At 72.9% G+C, this 17,537-nt stretch carries 15 protein-coding genes; 10 read left to right on the forward strand and 5 right to left on the reverse strand.

The genetic code is table 11. The annotated features are described in order from the left end of the window. From NWP09_RS02045 to NWP09_RS02055, 3 genes are all read right to left on the reverse strand, one after another. On the reverse strand, positions 1-861 hold an 861-nt coding region (locus tag NWP09_RS02045; RefSeq protein ID WP_309137090.1), incomplete at its 3' end, for a biotin/lipoyl-containing protein. Between the two features lie 22 nt (positions 862-883). Next, a complete protein-coding gene (gene lpdA / locus NWP09_RS02050; protein WP_258273878.1) occupies positions 884-2,257 on the reverse strand; it encodes a dihydrolipoyl dehydrogenase in 1,374 nt (457 codons plus the stop codon). A gap of 103 nt (positions 2,258-2,360) precedes the next feature. After that, positions 2,361-3,809, reverse strand: coding sequence for a leucyl aminopeptidase (locus NWP09_RS02055; protein ID WP_258273879.1), 1,449 nt, complete (start codon positions 3,807-3,809; stop codon positions 2,361-2,363). A 45-nt stretch (positions 3,810-3,854) separates the two neighbouring features. On the opposite strand from NWP09_RS02055, the gene NWP09_RS02060 reads away from it, so the two are divergent. The 6 genes from NWP09_RS02060 (at position 3,855) to NWP09_RS02085 (ending at position 10,144) form a co-directional block, all read left to right on the forward strand. Continuing rightward, positions 3,855-4,775 (forward strand): PAC2 family protein, encoded by a 921-nt coding sequence (locus NWP09_RS02060; protein ID WP_258273880.1) that lies wholly within the window; start codon positions 3,855-3,857, stop codon positions 4,773-4,775. Beyond that, on the forward strand, positions 4,772-6,103 hold the full coding sequence (locus NWP09_RS02065; protein WP_258273881.1) for a nitrate/nitrite transporter: 1,332 nt from the start codon (positions 4,772-4,774) through the stop codon (positions 6,101-6,103). Before NWP09_RS02060 ends, NWP09_RS02065 begins: the two co-directional genes overlap by 4 nt. 161 nt (positions 6,104-6,264) lie before the next feature. Further along, positions 6,265-7,704 carry an RNA polymerase sigma factor gene (locus NWP09_RS02070; RefSeq protein ID WP_258273882.1) on the forward strand — a complete coding sequence of 480 codons (1,440 nt, stop codon included), beginning with the start codon at positions 6,265-6,267 and terminating at the stop codon, positions 7,702-7,704. Between the two features lie 107 nt (positions 7,705-7,811). Next, the gene (locus tag NWP09_RS02075) at positions 7,812-8,663 is read left to right on the forward strand and encodes a transporter substrate-binding domain-containing protein (RefSeq protein ID WP_258273883.1); all 852 of its coding nucleotides are present in this window, start codon (positions 7,812-7,814) and stop codon (positions 8,661-8,663) included. Between the two features lie 73 nt (positions 8,664-8,736). After that, entirely contained in the window at positions 8,737-9,393 is a 657-nt protein-coding gene (locus tag NWP09_RS02080; RefSeq protein WP_258273884.1) for an amino acid ABC transporter permease, read from the forward strand. Then, the gene (locus NWP09_RS02085; RefSeq protein ID WP_309137091.1) at positions 9,383-10,144 is read left to right on the forward strand and encodes an amino acid ABC transporter ATP-binding protein; all 762 of its coding nucleotides are present in this window, start codon (positions 9,383-9,385) and stop codon (positions 10,142-10,144) included. The genes NWP09_RS02080 and NWP09_RS02085 overlap by 11 nt, the downstream gene beginning before the upstream one ends. 58 nt (positions 10,145-10,202) lie before the next feature. Here the strand turns inward: NWP09_RS02085 and NWP09_RS02090 are convergent, their stop codons facing one another. After that, positions 10,203-10,424 carry a hypothetical protein gene (locus NWP09_RS02090; protein WP_258273885.1) on the reverse strand — a complete coding sequence of 74 codons (222 nt, stop codon included), beginning with the start codon at positions 10,422-10,424 and terminating at the stop codon, positions 10,203-10,205. 208 nt (positions 10,425-10,632) lie between these two features. Between NWP09_RS02090 and NWP09_RS02095 the strand changes: the two genes are divergently transcribed. Next, positions 10,633-12,714, forward strand: coding sequence for a type IIA DNA topoisomerase subunit B (locus tag NWP09_RS02095; protein ID WP_258273886.1), 2,082 nt, complete (start codon positions 10,633-10,635; stop codon positions 12,712-12,714). A 17-nt stretch (positions 12,715-12,731) separates the two neighbouring features. On the opposite strand, the gene NWP09_RS02100 is transcribed toward NWP09_RS02095, so the two are convergent. Beyond that, positions 12,732-13,727 (reverse strand): glycosyltransferase family 4 protein, encoded by a 996-nt coding sequence (locus tag NWP09_RS02100; protein WP_258273887.1) that lies wholly within the window; start codon positions 13,725-13,727, stop codon positions 12,732-12,734. Between the two features lie 110 nt (positions 13,728-13,837). Between NWP09_RS02100 and NWP09_RS02105 the strand changes: the two genes are divergently transcribed. The 3 genes from NWP09_RS02105 to NWP09_RS02115 are packed head-to-tail and all read left to right on the forward strand — an operon-like array spanning position 13,838 to position 17,494. Then, positions 13,838-14,974, forward strand: a complete 1,137-nt coding sequence (locus tag NWP09_RS02105) for a glycosyltransferase (RefSeq protein WP_258273888.1) — start codon at positions 13,838-13,840, stop codon at positions 14,972-14,974. A gap of 10 nt (positions 14,975-14,984) precedes the next feature. Then, complete coding sequence (locus NWP09_RS02110; protein WP_258273889.1) at positions 14,985-16,004, forward strand: glycosyltransferase; 1,020 nt, start codon at positions 14,985-14,987, stop codon at positions 16,002-16,004. Then, the gene (locus NWP09_RS02115; protein WP_258273890.1) at positions 16,001-17,494 is read left to right on the forward strand and encodes a glycoside hydrolase family 130 protein; all 1,494 of its coding nucleotides are present in this window, start codon (positions 16,001-16,003) and stop codon (positions 17,492-17,494) included. The genes NWP09_RS02110 and NWP09_RS02115 overlap by 4 nt, the downstream gene beginning before the upstream one ends. The last annotated feature ends 43 nt before the right edge of the window (positions 17,495-17,537 follow it).

Below are 17,537 nucleotides of genomic sequence, written 5' to 3' on the forward strand. Positions count from 1 at the left end.
CTGCTGGGGCGCCGCCTGCGGGGCGGCAGGCGCTGCCTCCTCGGGCGCCTCGGCAGGCGCGGGCTGCTCGGTGGACGGCTTCGCCGGCTCCGCCTGCTCGGCCGGGGCCGCGTCCTGCTCCTCTGCGGATCCGGTCGCGGGCGCGGGCTCGTCGGTCGCGGAGTCGTCGCCACCGGCGGCGGGTGCTGCGGCCGCTCCGCCGACGCGCGCGATGACGGTGCCGACCTCGACCGTGTCGTCCTCGTCGACCAGGAGCTCGGAGATCGTGCCGGCGACGGGCGACGGCACCTCGGTGTCGACCTTGTCGGTCGAGATCTCGACGATCGGCTCGTCGACGGCGATCTCGTCGCCGACCGCCTTGAGCCAGCGGACGATCGTGCCCTCGGTGACGCTCTCGCCGAGCTCCGGGAGCTTGATGTCGGTGCCGCCCGACGACTGCTCGGCGTCGGCGACCGGTGCCGACTCGGGCGACGCGGCCTGCTCCTGCGGCTGCTCGGCCTCCTTCGAGGGCGAGTCCTGCGCCTCGGCGGCGGACTCCTCGTCGGCCTCCTGATCCGTCTCGGCGTCGGTGCCCTCGGTCGCCGTCTCGGCGTCGGTCTCCGCCGCGGGAGCCGCCTCGGCGTCTCCCCCGTCGCCGACGCGCGCGATGACGGCGCCGACCGCGACGGTCTCGTCCTCGTCGGCGAGGATCTCCGTGAGCGTGCCGGCGATGGGCGAGGGCACCTCGGTGTCGACCTTGTCGGTCGAGATCTCGACGAGCGGCTCGTCGACGGCGATCTCGTCGCCGACGGCCTTCAACCACCGCGTGATCGTGCCCTCGGTGACGCTCTCGCCGAGCTCGGGGAGCTTGATGTCAGTCATTCTGGGTCTCCTGTGGCTTCGATCAGATGGCGTGGAGTGGCGTGCCCGCGAGCTTGAGCATGGTCTCGCCGAGCGCCTCGTTCTGCGTCGGGTGGGCGTGGATCAGCTGCGAGACGTCCTCGGGGTAGGCCTCCCAGTTCACGATCAGCTGCGCCTCGCCGATGAGCTCGCTCACGCGGCGGCCGATCATGTGGATGCCGACGACCGGGCCGCCCTTGACGCGGACGGCCTTGACCGAGCCGGTCGTGCCGACGATCTCGCTCTTCGCGTTGCCGCCGAGCGAGTACTCGTACGACTCGACCTGGTCGGTGCCGAACTGCTCCTTGGCCTTCGCCTCCGAGTAGCCGATCGAGGCGACCTCGGGGTCGGAGTAGGTGACCTTGGGGATGTTGATGTCCTGCACGAGGCGCGGCTCGAGGCCCGCGATCTCCTCGGCGACGAAGATGCCGTGCTGGTAGCCGCGGTGGGCGAGCTGCAGGCCGGGCACGATGTCGCCGACGGCGTAGACGCCCGGCACGGACGTCTGCAGGCGCTCGTCGACCGTGACGAAGCCGCGGTCGAGCTGCACCCCGACCTCCTCGTAGCCGAGGCCCGCGGTGTTCGGGCCGCGGCCGACTGCGACGAGCAGCAGGTCGGCGTCGATCGTCTCGCCCGTCTCGAGCGACACGTGCACGCCCGAGTCGTCCTGCGTGACGCCCGAGAAGCGCGCGCCGAGCTTGAACTGGATGCCGCGCTTCTTGTACGCGCGCTCGAACTGCTTCGAGACGGACTCCTCCTCGTTCGCGACGAGGTGGGGGAGGCCCTCGATGATCGTCACCTCGGCGCCGAAGGCGCGCCAGACGCTCGCGAACTCGACGCCGATGACGCCGCCACCGAGGATCGCCACGCGCTGCGGGATCCAGTCGAGGCGCAGGGCCTGCTCGCTCGTGATGACGTTGCCGGTGATCTCGAGCCCGGGCAGGCTCTTCGCGTACGAGCCGGAGGCGAGCACGATGTTCTTGCCGGTCAGGGTGCGGTCGCCGACCTGCACGGTCGTGGGCGAGGTGAGCTTGCCCTCGCCCTCGACGACCTCGATGCCCTTCGCGCTGATGAGGCCCTGGAGGCCCTTGTACTTCTTCGCGACGATGCCCTCGCGGAACGCGGTCACGCCCGCGATGTCGATGCCCTTGAGCTCGGCGTCGACGCCGGCGTGGCCGGCGGCGCGCACCTCGTCGGCGACCTCGGCGGAGTGCAGCATGGCCTTCGTGGGCACGCAGCCGCGGTGGAGGCACGTGCCGCCGAGCTTGTCCTTCTCGACGATCGCGACGGTCTTGCCGAGCTGCACGGCGCGCAGCGCCACGGCGTAGCCCGCGCTGCCTCCGCCCAGCACGACGATGTCAAAGCTCTGATCGGACACGCAGCAGCTCCTTCTGGGTCTTCGTTGCCGCGCCGGTGGGCGCAGCGGTGCACGGCAGTTCCTGCCCGGGCAAGCCTAGCCGCTCGCTGTGACCCGGAGGCTGTCACTCCGCCGAGCGCGACATCTTCGACAGCATGCGCAGCACCCCGCGCACGACGACGCCGGTGGCGCCGACGGGCGTGAAGCCGAAGGGCTTGCCGGTGTTGGTCGAGGGTCCGGCGATGTCGATGTGCGCCCACGGGATGGGGGAGCCGTCGCGCGTGCCGACGAACTCGGCGAGGAACGCGGCGGCGAGCAGCATGCCGCCGGATCGGTTGCCGACCTTCGCGTTCGCGAGGTCGGCGACCTCGGAGTCGAGCATCGCGCGCATCTCCTCCGGGATCGGCATGGGCCACACGAGCTCCCCGACCTCGCGCGAGGCGCGCACGAGCGCGTCGACGAACGCCTCGTCGTTCCCCATCACGCCGCTCACCCGGTCGCCGAGGGCGACGACCTGCGCGCCCGTGAGGGTCGCGACGTCGATGATGGCGTCGGGCTGCGCCTCGGTCGCGAGGACGAGCCCGTCGGCCATGACGAGACGGCCCTCGGCGTCGGTGTTGGTGACCTCGACGGTCGTGCCGCCCCGGATGGTGATGACGTCGTCGGGGCGGGTCGCGGTGGACGACACCATGTTCTCGGCGAGGCAGAGGTGCGCCGTCACGCGGATGGGCAGCTGCAGCGCGGCGGCGGCGGCCGTCACGGCGTAGACCGTCGCGGCCCCCGTCATGTCGTACTTCATGTGCTGCATGGACGCCGCGGGCTTGAGCGAGAGGCCGCCGGAGTCGAACGTGATGCCCTTGCCGACGAGCACGACGTGCCGCGTGGCGTTGTCGGGCGCGTGCTCGACGGTCACGAGCCGGGGCGGCCGGCTCGATCCCTGCCCGACGCCGATGAGTCCGCCGAAGCCCTCGCGCCGGAGCCGCTCCTCGTCGCGCACGACGACGGTCAGCCCCGCGTCGGGCGCCTCCGCGACGACGCGCTCCGCGAAGGCCGCGGGGCTCAGCAGGTTCGGCGGCGTGTTGGCGAGGTCGCGCGTGAGCCACACCGCCTGCGTCGCCGCCTGCGCCATCGCGACGACGGTCTCGGTGACCTCCGCCTCGCCGGCGACGACGGCGATCTCGAGCACGCCCGGCTTCGGCTCGCGCTTGAGCCCGTCGAAGCGGTACGCGCCGAGCGCCGCGCCCTCGAGCACCGCGAGCACGTCGTCCGTGGTGCGGACCGGGAGCGCGAGCGCGATCGTCGGCACGTCGCGGAGCTCGCGCACCGCGGCTCCCGCGACCTCCCGCAGGCGCCCGGCGGTCAGCTCGTCGCCGAGCCCCACGAACGCGACGCGACGGCCGTCGACGACCGAGCGCACGACCTGCTCGCGCTCGCCTGTCGCACCGATGCCCTCGAGCAGCGCGCTGTCGAAGCCCTCCGACGACGGCACCTCGCCGGGGTGCACGCCGTGCACGATGAGCTCGGCAGTGGCGTCGTCGGGGCGAGCGATGATCGAGAGCGCTGGGATCGGCATGGGTCACGAGGATACCGGCGGCCGGCGGCTCACTAGGCTGGGGGCGTGTTCGACCCCCGCGAGCTGACGCTCTCCCTCGAGGACCTCGAGACGGTGCCGCGCGGCCTCGACCTCGTGATCGCGATCCACGGCTTCGTCGACGCGGGCGCCGCCGCCGAGGCAGCTGCGGCCGCGATCCTGGACACGCTGCCGCACCGCGGCATCGTCGAGTTCGACACCGACCTGCTCGTCGACCACCGCTCTCGGCGCCCCCGGATGCTCTTCAACGAGGACCACATCGAGGAGTACGTCCCGCACTCGCTCACGCTGCTGCAGGTCGAGGACGACGCGGGCGTCCCGTTCCTGCTGCTCACGGGCCCCGAGCCCGACTGGATGTGGGAGCGCTTCACCGACGCCCTGCTCGAGCTCCACGACGAGCTCGAGGTCGCCTCCACCACGATCATCAGCTCGATCGGGATGCCGGTGCCGCACACGCGGCCGCTCGTCTCGACGGTCTCCGGCAACCGCGCGGAGCTCATCGAGCAGTACTCCGCCTGGCGGCCGGTCTCGTCGGTGCCCGCCTCGGTCATCCACCGCATCGAGCACCGCCTGCACTCGCGCGCGCCCGTCGCGACCTTCACGGTGCTCGTGCCCCACTACGTGGGCGAGTCGGGCTCGGCGGGGCCGGCGCTCGCCGCACTCGAGGGCGTGACGAGCGCGACGTCGCTCGCGTTCCGCACGGAGGAGCTGCGGCAGTCGGACCGCGAGTTCCAGCAGCTCGTCGCGCAGCAGATGGAGACGAACGAGGAGCTGCAGCGCGTCGTGCGCACGCTCGAGGCGCGGTACGACGCCTACATGGCCCAGTCCTCGGTGAAGTCGCCGCTGACGGACGAGGACGGCTCGCTCCCGAGCGCCGACGAGATCGCCGAGGAGCTCGAGCGCTACCTGCAGGAGCGGCGGAAGCCAGGGTCGGACCCGCTCGGATGAACAGCGCCCGTTCCTGGCTCGTCTGGGGCGTGGGCGCGATCGCCTACATCGCCGCGATCCTGCACCGCTCGTCGCTCGGCGTCGCAGGTCCCGCTGCCGCCGAGCGCTTCGACGTCGCGGCGACGATGCTCTCGACGCTCGGCGCGGTGCAGGTCGGCGTGTACGCCGCGATGCAGATCCCCGTCGGCGTGCTGCTCGACCGCTTCGGGCCGCGCGTGCTCATCGCGTCCGGCGCCGCGGTCATGGTCGTCGGCCAGGTCATGGTCGCGGTCGCCGAGGCGCTGCCGCTCGCGATCGCGGGCCGCGTGCTGCTCGGCATCGGCGACGCCGCGACGTTCATCTCGGTGATCCGGCTGCAGTCCGGCTGGTTCCGGGGGCCGATCCTCGCGCAGATGTCGCAGTACACCGCGATCAGCGGCCAGGTCGGCCAGCTGCTCTCTGCTGTGCCCTTCGTGTGGCTGCTCGGGCAGGTCGGCTGGACGCTGTCGTTCGGCACGCTCGCGCTGGTCGGCGCCGTCGCGCTCGTGCTCGTGCTGCTGCTCGTGTTCGACGCGCCGAAGGGCGGCGCGCCGCTCACGGGCTCGATCGACGTGCCCGAGGGCTGGCTGCCGCGCCTGCGCAGCGCCTTCCGCCAGCCCGGCACGCGCCTGGGCTTCTGGACCCACTTCTCGCTGCTGGCGTCCACGAACGTGTTCCTGCTGCTGTGGGGCTTCCCGATGCTCGTCGACGGCCTCGGCTACAGCCAGGCGGAGGCTGCCGGGCTCATGAGCGTCGTGGTCGTGACCGGCATGGTCGTCGGTCCGATCGTCGGCATCGCGACGGCGCGCTTCCCGCTGCGCCGCTCGACGCTCGTGCTCGCGATCGTGGCCCTCGTCGCGCTCGCGTGGGCCGTCGTGCTCCTCTGGCCCGGGCATCCGCCCACCTGGCTCGTCGTGGCGCTCACCGTCGTGCTCGGCGTCGCGGGCCCCGGGTCGACCGTCGGCTTCGACTTCGCGCGCACCGCGAACCCGCTGCGCGTGCTCGGCTCGGCGAACGGCATCGTGAACATCGGCGGGTTCATCGCGTCGTTCGCGATCATGCCGGCGGTCGGCATCATCCTCGACCTCGTCCACTCCGCACGCGTCGCGGCCGGCGAGGCCGTCGGCCTCTACGACTGGGAGGGGTTCCGCATCGCCCTCGCCTTCCAGTTCCTCATCCTGGCGCTCGGCTTCGCGATGGTGCTGCGGATGCGCCGCATCACGCGGTCGCGCCTGCGCGAGGAGGCGGGGATCGAGGTGGGCCCGCTCTGGGCGGCCATCGCCCAGTGGCTGCGCGACCGCCGATCCTGAGCGCGTCCAGAGCCGCCTGGGAATGCTCATGCCACAGCCGGCGCTATACTGTCAAGACCGACCCAGTCGAGACCGCGCCCCGAGCCGGACTTGACATGGGTCATTCGACTGCCCTCAGTGCGACTGCACCGAGTCTGGGCGCCTGACCGACCGGAGGACGCATGCCAGCCAAGGAGACCCCGAGCTCGCGGAGCCGAACGACGAAGGCTGCCGCCGAGTCGGAGCAGGGCACCGCCACGACCGCCGCCGAGGCACCGGCCAAGACCGCTGCGGCGAAGGCGCCGGCGCGATCGGCGGCCGCGAAGACCGCGGCCGCCAAGGCGCCGGCCAAGACGACCGCCGCCAGGACGACGGCTGCGAAGACCGCCGCCAAGACGACCGCTGCGAAGACGACCGCCGCGAAGACCGCCGCGAAGACGACCGCCGCCAAGACGACCGCCGCGAAGTCGCGTGCGGCGACCGCCGCGGCCGAGGACGAGACCGAGGCGACCGCCGCAGCGCCGGCCGCGAAGCCCGCGCGCGGCGGGCGCCGGAAGGCGGCCGAGCCCGTCGTCGAGGAGACCGAGGCGGAGGAGACCGTCGAGGCGCCCGAGGAGGATGAGGAGGAGGTCCACGTCGAGAAGCTCCCGACCGGCGCCCTGCGCCTCTCGGGCGACGACGACGAGCCTGCTCCGACGCAGATCACCGGGGCGACCGCCGACCCCGTCAAGGACTACCTCAAGCAGATCGGCAAGGTCGCGCTCCTCAATGCCGAGCAGGAGGTCGACCTCGCGATGCGCATCGAGGCGGGCCTGTTCGCCGAGGAGAAGCTCTCGCTCGAGGGCGACGACCTCGACTGGCAGCTCAAGCGCGACCTCACCCGCATCGCCCGCGACGGGCAGCGCGCGAAGAGCCACCTGCTGGGCGCGAACCTGCGCCTCGTGGTCTCGCTCGCGAAGCGCTACACGGGCCGCGGCATGCAGTTCCTGGACCTCATCCAGGAGGGCAACCTGGGCCTCATCCGCGCGGTCGAGAAGTTCGACTACACGAAGGGCTTCAAGTTCTCGACCTACGCGACGTGGTGGATCCGCCAGGCGATCACCCGCGCGATGGCCGACCAGGCGCGCACGATCCGCATCCCCGTGCACATGGTCGAGGTCATCAACAAGCTCGCCCGCGTGCAGCGCCAGATGCTCCAGGACCTCGGCCGCGAGCCGAGCCCGGAGGAGCTGGCCCGCGAGCTCGACATGACCCCCGAGAAGGTCATCGAGGTGCAGAAGTACGGCCGCGAGCCCATCTCGCTGCACACGCCCCTCGGCGAGGACGGCGACAGCGAGTTCGGCGACCTCATCGAGGACACCGAGGCGGTCGTGCCGGCCGACGCGGTGGGCTTCACGATGCTCCAGCGCCAGCTCGAGTCGCTGCTCGACTCGCTCTCGGAGCGCGAGGCGGGCGTGATCCGCATGCGCTTCGGGCTCGGCGACGGCATGCCGAAGACGCTCGACCAGATCGGCGACACGTTCGGCGTCACGCGCGAGCGCATCCGCCAGATCGAGTCGAAGACGATGGCGAAGCTGCGCCACCCGTCGCGGTCGCAGCAGCTGCGCGACTACCTCGAGTGATCCGCCGAGGCTGATGCACGCAGTGTGACGAAGCGAGACCGCCCCGGTGCACGGGGCAGTCTCGCTTCGTTCTAGGATGTGGTGATACCCCCGAGAAGGAGCGCTACATGCCTCGTCCCCGTACCACCCTGTCCCGGCTCGTGCCCGTCGCCGCCGTAGCCGCCGCATCCGTCGCCCTCGTCGGCTGCTCGAGCGGTGCAGCGCCGACGGAGAGCGGCGCGCCCGAGAGCGGCGCCGCCGAGTCGACGGGCGTGACGCTCGAGCAGGTGCAGGAGGCGGGCGTGCTCGTCGTCGGCACCGAGGGCACCTACTCGCCGTTCTCGTTCCACGAGGGCGGCGCGGGTGAGCTCACCGGCTACGACGTCGACGTCATCACCGCGGTCGCCGAGGAGCTCGGCGTCGAGGTCGAGTTCGTCGAGACGCAGTGGGACGCGATCTTCGCCGCGCTCGACTCCGGCCGCATCGACGTGATCGCCAACCAGGTCTCGATCACCCCCGAGCGCCAGGAGCGCTACCTCTTCAGCGAGCCCTACACCTACTCGTCCGGCGTGCTCGTCGTCGCCGAGGGCAGCGACATCGCGTCGCTCGACGACCTGTCGGGCCGCGTGAGCGCGCAGTCGCTCACGAGCAACTGGGCGGATGTCGCGCGCGAGGCGGGCGCCGAGGTCGAGGAGGTCGAGGGCTTCGCCCAGGCCGCGGAGCTGCTGCGCGCGGGCCGCGTCGACGCGACGATCAACGACGAGCTCACGTTCCTCGACTACGAGCAGTCGCAGGGCGGGGAGACCGGCCTCGAGGCGGTCGCCGAGACCGACGAGGTGAGCGAGAGCGCCGTCGCGCTCCGCCAGGGCAGCGAGTCGCTCGCCGCCGCGATCGACGAGGCGCTCGCCGCGCTCGCCGCCGACGGCACGCTCGCCGAGATCTCGGAGTCGTACTTCGGCGAGGACGTCTCGCAGCCGTGATGCTCGTCGCGTCGAGCGGCCCCGGCTCCGGCCGGGGCCGCTCCCGTGCAGGCGCCGGCCGTAGGCTCCCGGCGTGAACTGGCAGCTCGTGCTCGATTCGATCGGGCCGATCGCGCTCGGCGCGATCACCGGCACCATCCCGCTCACGATCGCGTCGTTCTCGCTCGGCCTCGTGATCGCGGTCGGCATGGCGCTCGCCCGCATCTCCGGCATCGCGTGGCTCTCCGGCCTCGCGCGCGCCTACATCTCCGTCATCCGCGGCACGCCCATGCTCGTGCAGCTGTTCGTGATCTTCTACGGCATGCCCCAGGTCGGCATCACGCTCGACCCGTGGCCGAGCGCGATCATCGCGCTCTCGCTCAACGTCGGCGGCTACGCGGCAGAGATCATCCGCGCCGCGATCCTCTCGATCCCGCGCGGGCAGTGGGAGGCGGCCGCGATGATCGGCATGTCGCGCGGACAGGCGCTGTGGCGCATCGTGCTGCCGCAAGCGGCGCGCGTGTCGGTGCCGCCGCTGTCGAACACGCTCATCTCGCTCGTGAAGGACACGTCGCTCGCGTCGCTCATCCTCGTGACGGAGCTCTTCCGCGTCGCGCAGCGCATCGCGGCGCCGAGCGGCGAGTTCATCCTCATCTACTCCGTCGCCGCGGTCGTCTACTGGGTCATCTGCCTCGCGCTCTCCGGCGGGCAGGACCGCATCGAGAGGAGGCTCGAGCGCTATGCCGTCTGAGCCGCTGCTGCGCGCCCGCGGCCTGCACAAGTCGTTCGGCGACAACCACGTGCTCCGCGGCGTCGACCTGGACATCGACGCGGGCACCGTGCACGCGCTCATCGGGCCGTCCGGGTCCGGCAAGACCACGGTCCTCCGCTCCCTCAACGGGCTCGAGGCGCCCGAGGCCGGCACGCTGCGCATCGGCGAGCTCGAGCTCGACTTCTCACGCCCGCTGCAGCGCAGGCAGCGCGCGGCGCTGCACCGCGCATCCGCCATGGTCTTCCAGCAGCACCACCTGTTCCCGCACCTCACGGTGCTCGGCAACGTCACGGTCGGCCCGATCCGGGTGCAGGGCCGCTCGAGGGATGAGGCGACGGCGGATGCGCTCGCGCTGCTCGAGCGCGTCGGCCTGCGGGAGAAGGCGGATGCGTACCCGTCGTCGCTCTCGGGCGGCCAGCAGCAGCGGGTGGGGATCGTGCGCGCGCTCGCGCTGCAGCCGTCGATGCTGCTGTTCGACGAGCCGACGTCGTCGCTCGACCCCGAGCTCGTCGGCGAGGTGCTCGCCGTCATGACCGAGCTCGCGGGCGAGGGCTGGACCATGGCGGTCGTCACGCACGAGCTGCGGTTCGCCCGCGAGGTCGCCGACGAGGTGACGTTCTTCGACGAGGGCGTCGTCGTCGAGCGCGGCGCGCCGGCGCAGGTGTTCGGCGACCCGCGGCACGAGCGCACGAAGCGCTTCCTGCAGCGGCTGCAGGGGCCGTTCGGCTGAGACGAGAGCGGCCCGCCCCCGGAGACCGGGGAGCGGGCCGCTGCTGCCGGGCCTGGCTTCAGGCCTCGGTGAGCTTCGCCGTCTCGTCGTGCCACACGAGCGCGAGGGGCTGCATCGCCTCGCGGTGCTTCGCGGCGTGGTGGGCGCAGAAGAGGAGCGTGCCGCGCTCCATCGTCGCGCGGACGTATGCCTGGGCGCCGCAGCTGTCGCAGCGGTCGAGCGCGGTGAGCGGCGCGTTCGCCTCGTCGGCCTCGAGCGTCGCGGTCTGAGTGTCGTTCACGGTGCCCTCCTTCTTCCGTCTGACCCCCAATGGTGGCACGCGATGCTGTCAACTCCGTCGCATCCGCACCGCGGTTCGCCAGCGGCGCAACGCCGAGGCGGCGTGCGCGCCCTGCCGGGCCGCGGCCGCCCGCGGCCCTAGGCTGGATCGTCGACCACCCGGCACCGCGACCGGCCCGGGCGCGTCGGGCACATCGAAGGGGGATCGGTTGGCGAGCGCGGCATCGGACTACTCGGCGCGGCACCTCACGGTGCTCGAAGGGCTCGAGGCGGTGCGCAAGCGCCCCGGCATGTACATCGGCTCGACCGACTCGCGCGGCCTCATGCACTGCCTGTGGGAGATCATCGACAACTCCGTCGACGAGGCGCTCGGCGGGCACGGCACCGAGATCTCCGTCGTGCTGCACCCCGACGGCTCGGTCGAGGTGCGCGACCGGGGCCGCGGGCTCCCGATCGACGTCGAGCCCCGCACCGGCCTCACGGGCGTCGAGGTGATCTTCACGAAGCTGCACGCGGGCGGCAAGTTCGGCGGTGGCGCGTACGCGTCCTCCGGCGGCCTCCACGGCGTCGGCGCATCCGTCGTCAACGCGCTCTCCGAGCGGCTCGACGTCGAGGTCGACCGCGACGGCGCGACGTGGGCGATGTCGTTCCACCGGGGCGAGCCGGGGGAGTTCCTCGACGAGGGCGAGCCGTCGCCGCGCGCGACGTTCCTGCCGTTCACGGATGCGTCGCGGCTGCGGAAGGTCGGCAGGGTCGCGAAGGGGGTCACCGGCACGCGCGTGCGCTACTGGGCCGACCCGCAGGTGTTCACGAAGGGCGCCGACTTCCTCGCCGACGAGCTCTCGCGCCGCGCGCGGCAGACGGCCTTCCTCGTGCCGGGCCTCGGCATCCGCATCGTCGACGAGCGCGGCGACGAGCCGGTCGTCCACGAGTTCCGGTACGACGGCGGGATCAGCGAGTTCGTCGAGTACCTCGCGCCCGACCCGGCGCTCACCGCGACGTGGCGCCTCACGGGGCAGGGGGCGTTCCAGGAGACGATCCCGGTGCTCGACGAGGAGACGGGCCACATGGTCACGCGCGAGGTCGACCGCACGTGCGACGTCGACATCGCGCTGCGCTGGGGCACGGGCTACGACACCGTCGTGCAGACGTTCGTCAACATCATCGCGACGCCGAAGGGCGGCTCGCACCTCGCGGGGTTCGAGCAGGCGGTGCTCAAGCTCATCCGCGACCAGGTCGCCGCGAACGCGCGGAAGCTCAAGGCCGGCAGCGACAAGGTCGAGAAGGACGACGCGCTCGCCGGGCTCACCGCGGTCGTGACCGTGCGGCTGCCCGAGCCGCAGTTCGAGGGGCAGACGAAGGAGGTGCTCGGCACGCCCGCCGTGCGGCAGATCGTCGCCCAGGTCGTCGCGCGCGAGCTCGGCGCGATCCTCACGTCGTCGAAGCGCGACGAGAAGGCGCAGGCCGGCCAGCTGCTCGAGAAGGTCGTCAACGAGATGAAGGCGCGCATCTCGGCGCGCTCGCTCAAGGAGACCGCCCGCCGCAAGACGGCGCTCGAGTCGTCGTCGCTGCCGGTGAAGCTCGTCGACTGCCGCTCGAACGACGTCGAGCAGACCGAGCTCTTCATCGTCGAGGGCGACAGCGCGCTCGGCACCGCGAAGCCGGCGCGCGACAGCGAGTTCCAGGCGATCCTGCCCATCCGCGGCAAGATCCTCAACGTGCAGAAGGCGTCGATCGCCGACATGCTGAGCAACGCCGAGTGCGCGGCGATCATCCAGTCGATCGGCGCGGGGTCCGGCCGCTCGTTCGACCTCTCCGCCGCGCGATACGGCAAGGTGATCATGCTCTCGGACGCCGACGTCGACGGCGCCCACATCCGCACCCTGCTGCTCACGCTCATCCACCGCTACATGCGCCCGCTCATCGACGCCGGGCGCGTCTTCGCGGCGGTGCCGCCGCTGCACCGCGTCATGGTGAAGCACCGGGGCAAGCCCGACGAGGCGGTCTACACCTACTCCGACGCCGAGCTGCACCAGCTGCTCGCGCGGCTGAAGAAGCAGGGCAAGAGCTGGGTCGAGCCGCCGCAGCGCTACAAGGGCCTCGGCGAGATGGACGCGGACCAGCTCGCGGAGACGACGATGGACCGCTCGCGCCGCACGCTGCGCCGGGTGACGATCAGCGACGCCGAGCGCGCGAGCGAGGTCTTCGAGCTGCTCATGGGCAACGACGTCGCGCCGCGACGTGAGCTCATCCAGACCTCGCAGGTCGACCGGGAGCGCATCGACGCCTGAGCCGCACGGGCGCGGCCTCAGCCCGCGCCGAGCAGCCGCTCGTACACCGCGAGGTAGTCGTCCACCATCCGCTCGACGCCGAACCGTCGAGCCGCGACGGCGCGGATCGTCCGGCGATCGAGCGCTCGCGCGCGGCGCACCGCGTCGACCGCCTGCTCCCGGTCGTCGACGACGAACCCGGTGACGCCCTCGTCGATCACCTCGGCCATCGACCCGCGCCGGTAGGCGACGACCGGCGTGCCGCATGCCATCGCCTCGACGACCGAGAGCCCGAACGGCTCGTCGAAGGCGATGGGGTGAAGCAGCGCGGCGGCCGAGCCGAGCAGCCGGGAGCGCTCGGCCGGGCCCACCGAGCCGAGGTGGACGACCCGCTCGCCGTCGACGAGCGGCCGGACGCGCGCGTCGAAGTACTCGCGGTCCTGCACGATCCCGGCGATGAGCAGCCGCCGGCCTGCGCGCTGTGCGATCTCGATCGCCTCCGCGGTGCCCTTGTCCGGGTGGATGCGGCCGAGCACGACGAGATCCTCGCCGCCCGCCTCGCTGAGCTCGAGCTCGGCGAGGTCGATCCCGTGGTGGATGGTCGCGACGTAGTCCAGGAGCGGCGAGCGGTCGGCATCCGAGATGGCGACGTAGCTCGATCGCGCCGCGACGTAGGCCGGGAGGATGGCGGGCCCCGAGAAGCCGTGCACCGTCGTGACGAGCGGCGCTCGCCAGGATCCCGCGAAGGCGAGCGGGAGCCAGTCGAGGTGGCTGTGCACGAGGTCGAACGCGTGCGAGCGGGCCAGCGCGTGCGCGACGTGCAGCGCCTCCCACACGCGCCCGTCCATCGCGTCGTCCTCGGCGTAGCCGTGGGGCACGACCGACTCGAGCGTCGCGCCGGTCTGCGAGTCGCCGGTCGCGAAGAGGGTCACGTCGACGCCTCGCCGCACGAGGCCCTCGGTGAGCAGGCTCGTCACGCGCTCCCATGGCCCGTAGTGCTCGGGCGGGGTCCGCCACGCCACAGGCGCCAGCATGGCGATTCTCATGAGACTCCCGACTGTCGCGGCCGCTTCCGGCGTACTGTACGCCGGAACGGCTGGCCGCGGCCGGGGGGCCGCGGCGCGCACGCAGGGAGTCGCCGGAGATGACCTCGTTCGGGATCGTGAGCACCTACCCGCCCACGCGCTGCGGCATCGCGACGTTCGCCGAGTCGCTCGCGACCGCGCTCGTCGGCGTGGAGCGGAGCGGCGCGAGCATCGTGCGCGTGCTCGACGCGCCCGAGCCGCGGCCCGAGCGGAGCGCGACGCCGCGCATCCGCATCGTCGGGGACCTCGTCGCCGGAGACGTCGCGAGCGTCGGGCGGGCCGCGCGGGCGCTCGCCGCGTGCGACGTCGCGATCGTGCAGCACGAGTACGGCATCTACGGCGGGACGGACGGCGACGAGGTGCTCCGACTGCTCGAGGCCCTGCGGGTGCCGAGCGTCGTCGTGCTCCACACGGTGCTGCGCTCGCCGACCGCGTCGCAGCGCGCCGTGCTCGAGCGCGTGTGCGCGCTCGCGGATGCGGTGGTCGTCATGACCGCGGCCGCCCGCGACGTGCTCGCCTCCGGCTACGCGGTGCAGCAGGAGAAGGTGACCGTCATCCCCCACGGCATCGCCCCGTGGACGAGCGCCTCAGCCCCGCGACCGCGCGACGGCACGCGCGTGCTCACGTGGGGCCTGATCGGCCCGGGCAAGGGCCTGGAATGGGGCATCCGCGCGATTGCGGACGTGCGCCGCAGCATCCCGGACGCCGAGTACCGGATCCTCGGTCAGACGCATCCCAAGGTGCTCGCCCATGAGGGCGAGCGCTATCGCGAGCGCCTCGTCGCGCTCGTCGACGAGCTGGGGCTCCACGAGGCGGTGTCGCTCGAAGCGGAGTACGCCACGGGCCCCCGGCTCGCTGCGGCGGTCGCCGCGGCGGACGCCGTGCTGCTCCCGTACGAGTCGAGGGTGCAGGTGACCTCGGGCGTCCTCGTCGAGGCGCTCGCCGCCGGCGCGCCCGTCGTCGCCACCGCGTTCCCGCACGCCCTCGAGCTCCTCGGCGGCGGCGCCGGGATCGTGGTGCCCCACGACGACCCTGCCGCGATCGCGAGGGCGCTCACGACGGTCCTGGGCGATCGCGCGCTCGCGGAGCGCATGGGCGCGGCGGCATCCCGGAGGGCGGGCAGCATGAGCTGGTCGAACGTCGCGGCGCGGTACCGCCGGCTCGCCGACCGCGTGCTCGATGCCCGGGCCGCGTGAGCGGGTCGCTGTGATCGCCGCCGCCCCCTCGTACGCGCACCTCGCCGCGCTGACCGACGGCATCGGCGTCTTCGAGCACGCGCTGCTGGACGCGCCCCGTCGGGAGCACGGCTACTGCGTGGACGACGCGGCACGCGCGCTGCGCGTCACCGTGCTCGAGCCCGACCAATCGCCGCTGCTCGCGGCGCTCACCGAGACCTCCCTGCGGTTCGTGATCGAGGGCCTCGACGCATCGGGTCGATGCCGCAACCGCCGGACGGCCGACGGCCGCTGGAGCGATGCCCCGTCGCTCGGGGACTGGTGGGGACGCGCGGTGTGGGGGCTCGGCACCGCCGCGGCGCGCGCTCCGCTCGCGACATCGAGGCGCCGGGCCATGCGTGCCTTCGACCGTGCAGTCCGGCAGCGCTCACCGCACCTGCGCGCGACGGCGTTCGCCGCGCTCGGCGCGAGCGAGGCGCTGCTCGCGCAGCCGGACCACGCGGTGGCGGCGGAGCGGGTGCGGGACGCCCTCGACCGCCTCCGCTGCAGCACGGCCTCCACATGGCGATGGCCGGAGGAGCGGCTCGCCTACAGCAACGGATCGCTGCCTCACGCCCTCATCGCGGGTGGCGCGGCGCTCGGGGACGACGAGGCCGTCCAGCACGGCATCGAGATGCTCGACCTCCTGCTCGCCATCGAGACGCGCGACGATCACCTCTCGGTGACCGGCACGCGCGGACGGGGCCCGGGAGAGACGGCGGCGCAGTTCGACCAGCAGCCGATCGAGGTCGCGGCGATCGCCGACGCGGCGGCATGCGCGTTCGACGTGACGGGTGACGCGCGCTGGCGCGACGCCGTCGGGCTCGCGTGGGCATGGTTCGAGGGCCGCAACGACTCGGGCACGCCCATGGTCGACCCGGCGACCGGAGCGGGGTTCGACGGGCTCGAGCCGGCCGGGCGGAACGAGAACCGCGGCGCCGAGTCGACGCTCGCCGCGCTGAGCACGGCGCAGCACGCGCGCCGGCTGTCGCGGGCGGTGCAGCCGGCATGAGCGTGACCGTGACCGAGCACGACGCTCGGCTGTCGCCCGACCCGAGCCGGGTGATCGCCCGGCTGTTCCTGCCGGGCGAGGGGATCGCCGCCACGCACGCCCGTGCGGCCGACATCATCGCGCGCGTGCGCGCGCTGCCGCCCGAGCGGGTGCAGGAGGTCGCGCGGGAGCTGCGCGAGCGCTTCGGCGAGAGGCACTCGGAGCTCGACGCGGTCTTCCGCGGCAACGCGCGCGCCGTCGGCGCGGCGCGCGACGACGACACGCCGGAGGCGCGCGACCGGGAGCTCGTGCTCGGCGCGTGCTTCACCGCCGAGTACGCCGTCGAGGGCACCGCGCTGTGCAACCCGAGCGCGTTCCCGCACCCCGACCAGTCCGGCCTCGGCCCCGACGAGCTGCGCGTCGCCGTCGCGCTGCGGCAGATCGGCGAGGGGCACGTCTCGTCGCTCGGCTTCGCCGAGGCCGTCGTCGGCGGTGCGGGTGGGTGGCGCTTCGCGCCGCGCGCCACGCCGCTCGCTCGCCCCTCCCAGACCGACGGCGAGTGGTTGCGGGATCACTTCGAGGCGACGCTCGAGCACGAGCGGAGCTCGACCGAGCTGTCGGCCGCCATCGCGTGCCGCCTGCCCGACCGGTTCACCGCCTCCGCGTTCGAGGTGGCCGTCGCGGCGCTGCCGCGCACCCTCGTCGCGCATCGCGATGCGATGCCCGAGCTGCACGCGATGCGCGTGGCGCTCTCCTCGGCCTACCGGGCGTCGTTCGGACCCGGCACCGCGCTGTCCCAGCGCGTGCTCATGCCCGCGGCCCCCGGCGAGGAGCGCGGCATCGAGGATGCGCGGTTCGTGCGCTTCACCCACGACGACGGCTCGGTCGAGCATCGCGCGACGTACACCGCCTTCGACGGCAGGAGCATCGCGCCCCGGCTGATCACGTCGCCGGACCTCGTGACCTTCGCGATCCATCGGCTCACCGGGCCGGCTGCCGAGAACAAGGGGATGGCGCTGTTCCCGCGCCTCGTCGGCGGGCACCACCTGGCCGTGACGAGGAGCGGGGGAGAGCGGATGTCGCTCGCCCGATCGTCCGACGGGCTCGTCTGGGACGAGCAGACTCCGCTGCACGGCCCCGAGCAGCCCTGGGAGCTCATCCAGACCGGCAACTGCGGCGCCCCGATCGAGACGGAGCGCGGATGGCTCCTGCTCACGCACGGCGTCGGCCCCATGCGCACCTACAGCCTGGGGGCCCTGCTGCTCGACCGCGAGGAGCCGTGGCGCGTGATCGCCCGCAGCACCGAGCCGATCCTGCGAGCGGATGGCCCCCGTCGGGACGGCTACGTGCCCAACGTCGTGTACTCCTGCGGCGCGGTCGCGCACCGCGGCCGGCTCTGGATCCCCTACGGGATCGGCGACGCGCGCGTCAGCGTCGCGTCGCTGCCGCTCGACGAGCTGCTCGACTCCCTCGCAGCGGCGGAGGCTGCCGTCGCCCGACGCAGCGCGTGAGCGGGCGTGGGCCCCACGAGCGGCGCTCGCGCTCGGGTGCGTG

It is taken from the genome of Agrococcus sp. HG114 (genome assembly GCF_024723325.1).
In the GTDB taxonomy this organism is placed as follows: domain Bacteria; phylum Actinomycetota; class Actinomycetes; order Actinomycetales; family Microbacteriaceae; genus Agrococcus.

Excerpts from the sequence above, each read along its gene's own strand:
- NWP09_RS02055 (WP_258273879.1), bottom strand. The coding sequence starts at position 3,809 with ATGCCGATCCCAGCGCTCTCGATCATCGCTCGCCCCGACGACGCCACT.
- NWP09_RS02065 (WP_258273881.1), top strand. The coding sequence starts at position 4,772 with ATGAACAGCGCCCGTTCCTGGCTCGTCTGGGGCGTGGGCGCGATCGCC.
- NWP09_RS02070 (WP_258273882.1), top strand. The coding sequence starts at position 6,265 with ATGCCAGCCAAGGAGACCCCGAGCTCGCGGAGCCGAACGACGAAGGCT.
- NWP09_RS02075 (WP_258273883.1), top strand. The coding sequence starts at position 7,812 with ATGCCTCGTCCCCGTACCACCCTGTCCCGGCTCGTGCCCGTCGCCGCC.
- NWP09_RS02085 (WP_309137091.1), top strand. The coding sequence starts at position 9,383 with ATGCCGTCTGAGCCGCTGCTGCGCGCCCGCGGCCTGCACAAGTCGTTC.
- NWP09_RS02100 (WP_258273887.1), bottom strand. The coding sequence starts at position 13,727 with ATGCTGGCGCCTGTGGCGTGGCGGACCCCGCCCGAGCACTACGGGCCA.
- NWP09_RS02105 (WP_258273888.1), top strand. The coding sequence starts at position 13,838 with ATGACCTCGTTCGGGATCGTGAGCACCTACCCGCCCACGCGCTGCGGC.
- NWP09_RS02115 (WP_258273890.1), top strand. The coding sequence starts at position 16,001 with ATGAGCGTGACCGTGACCGAGCACGACGCTCGGCTGTCGCCCGACCCG.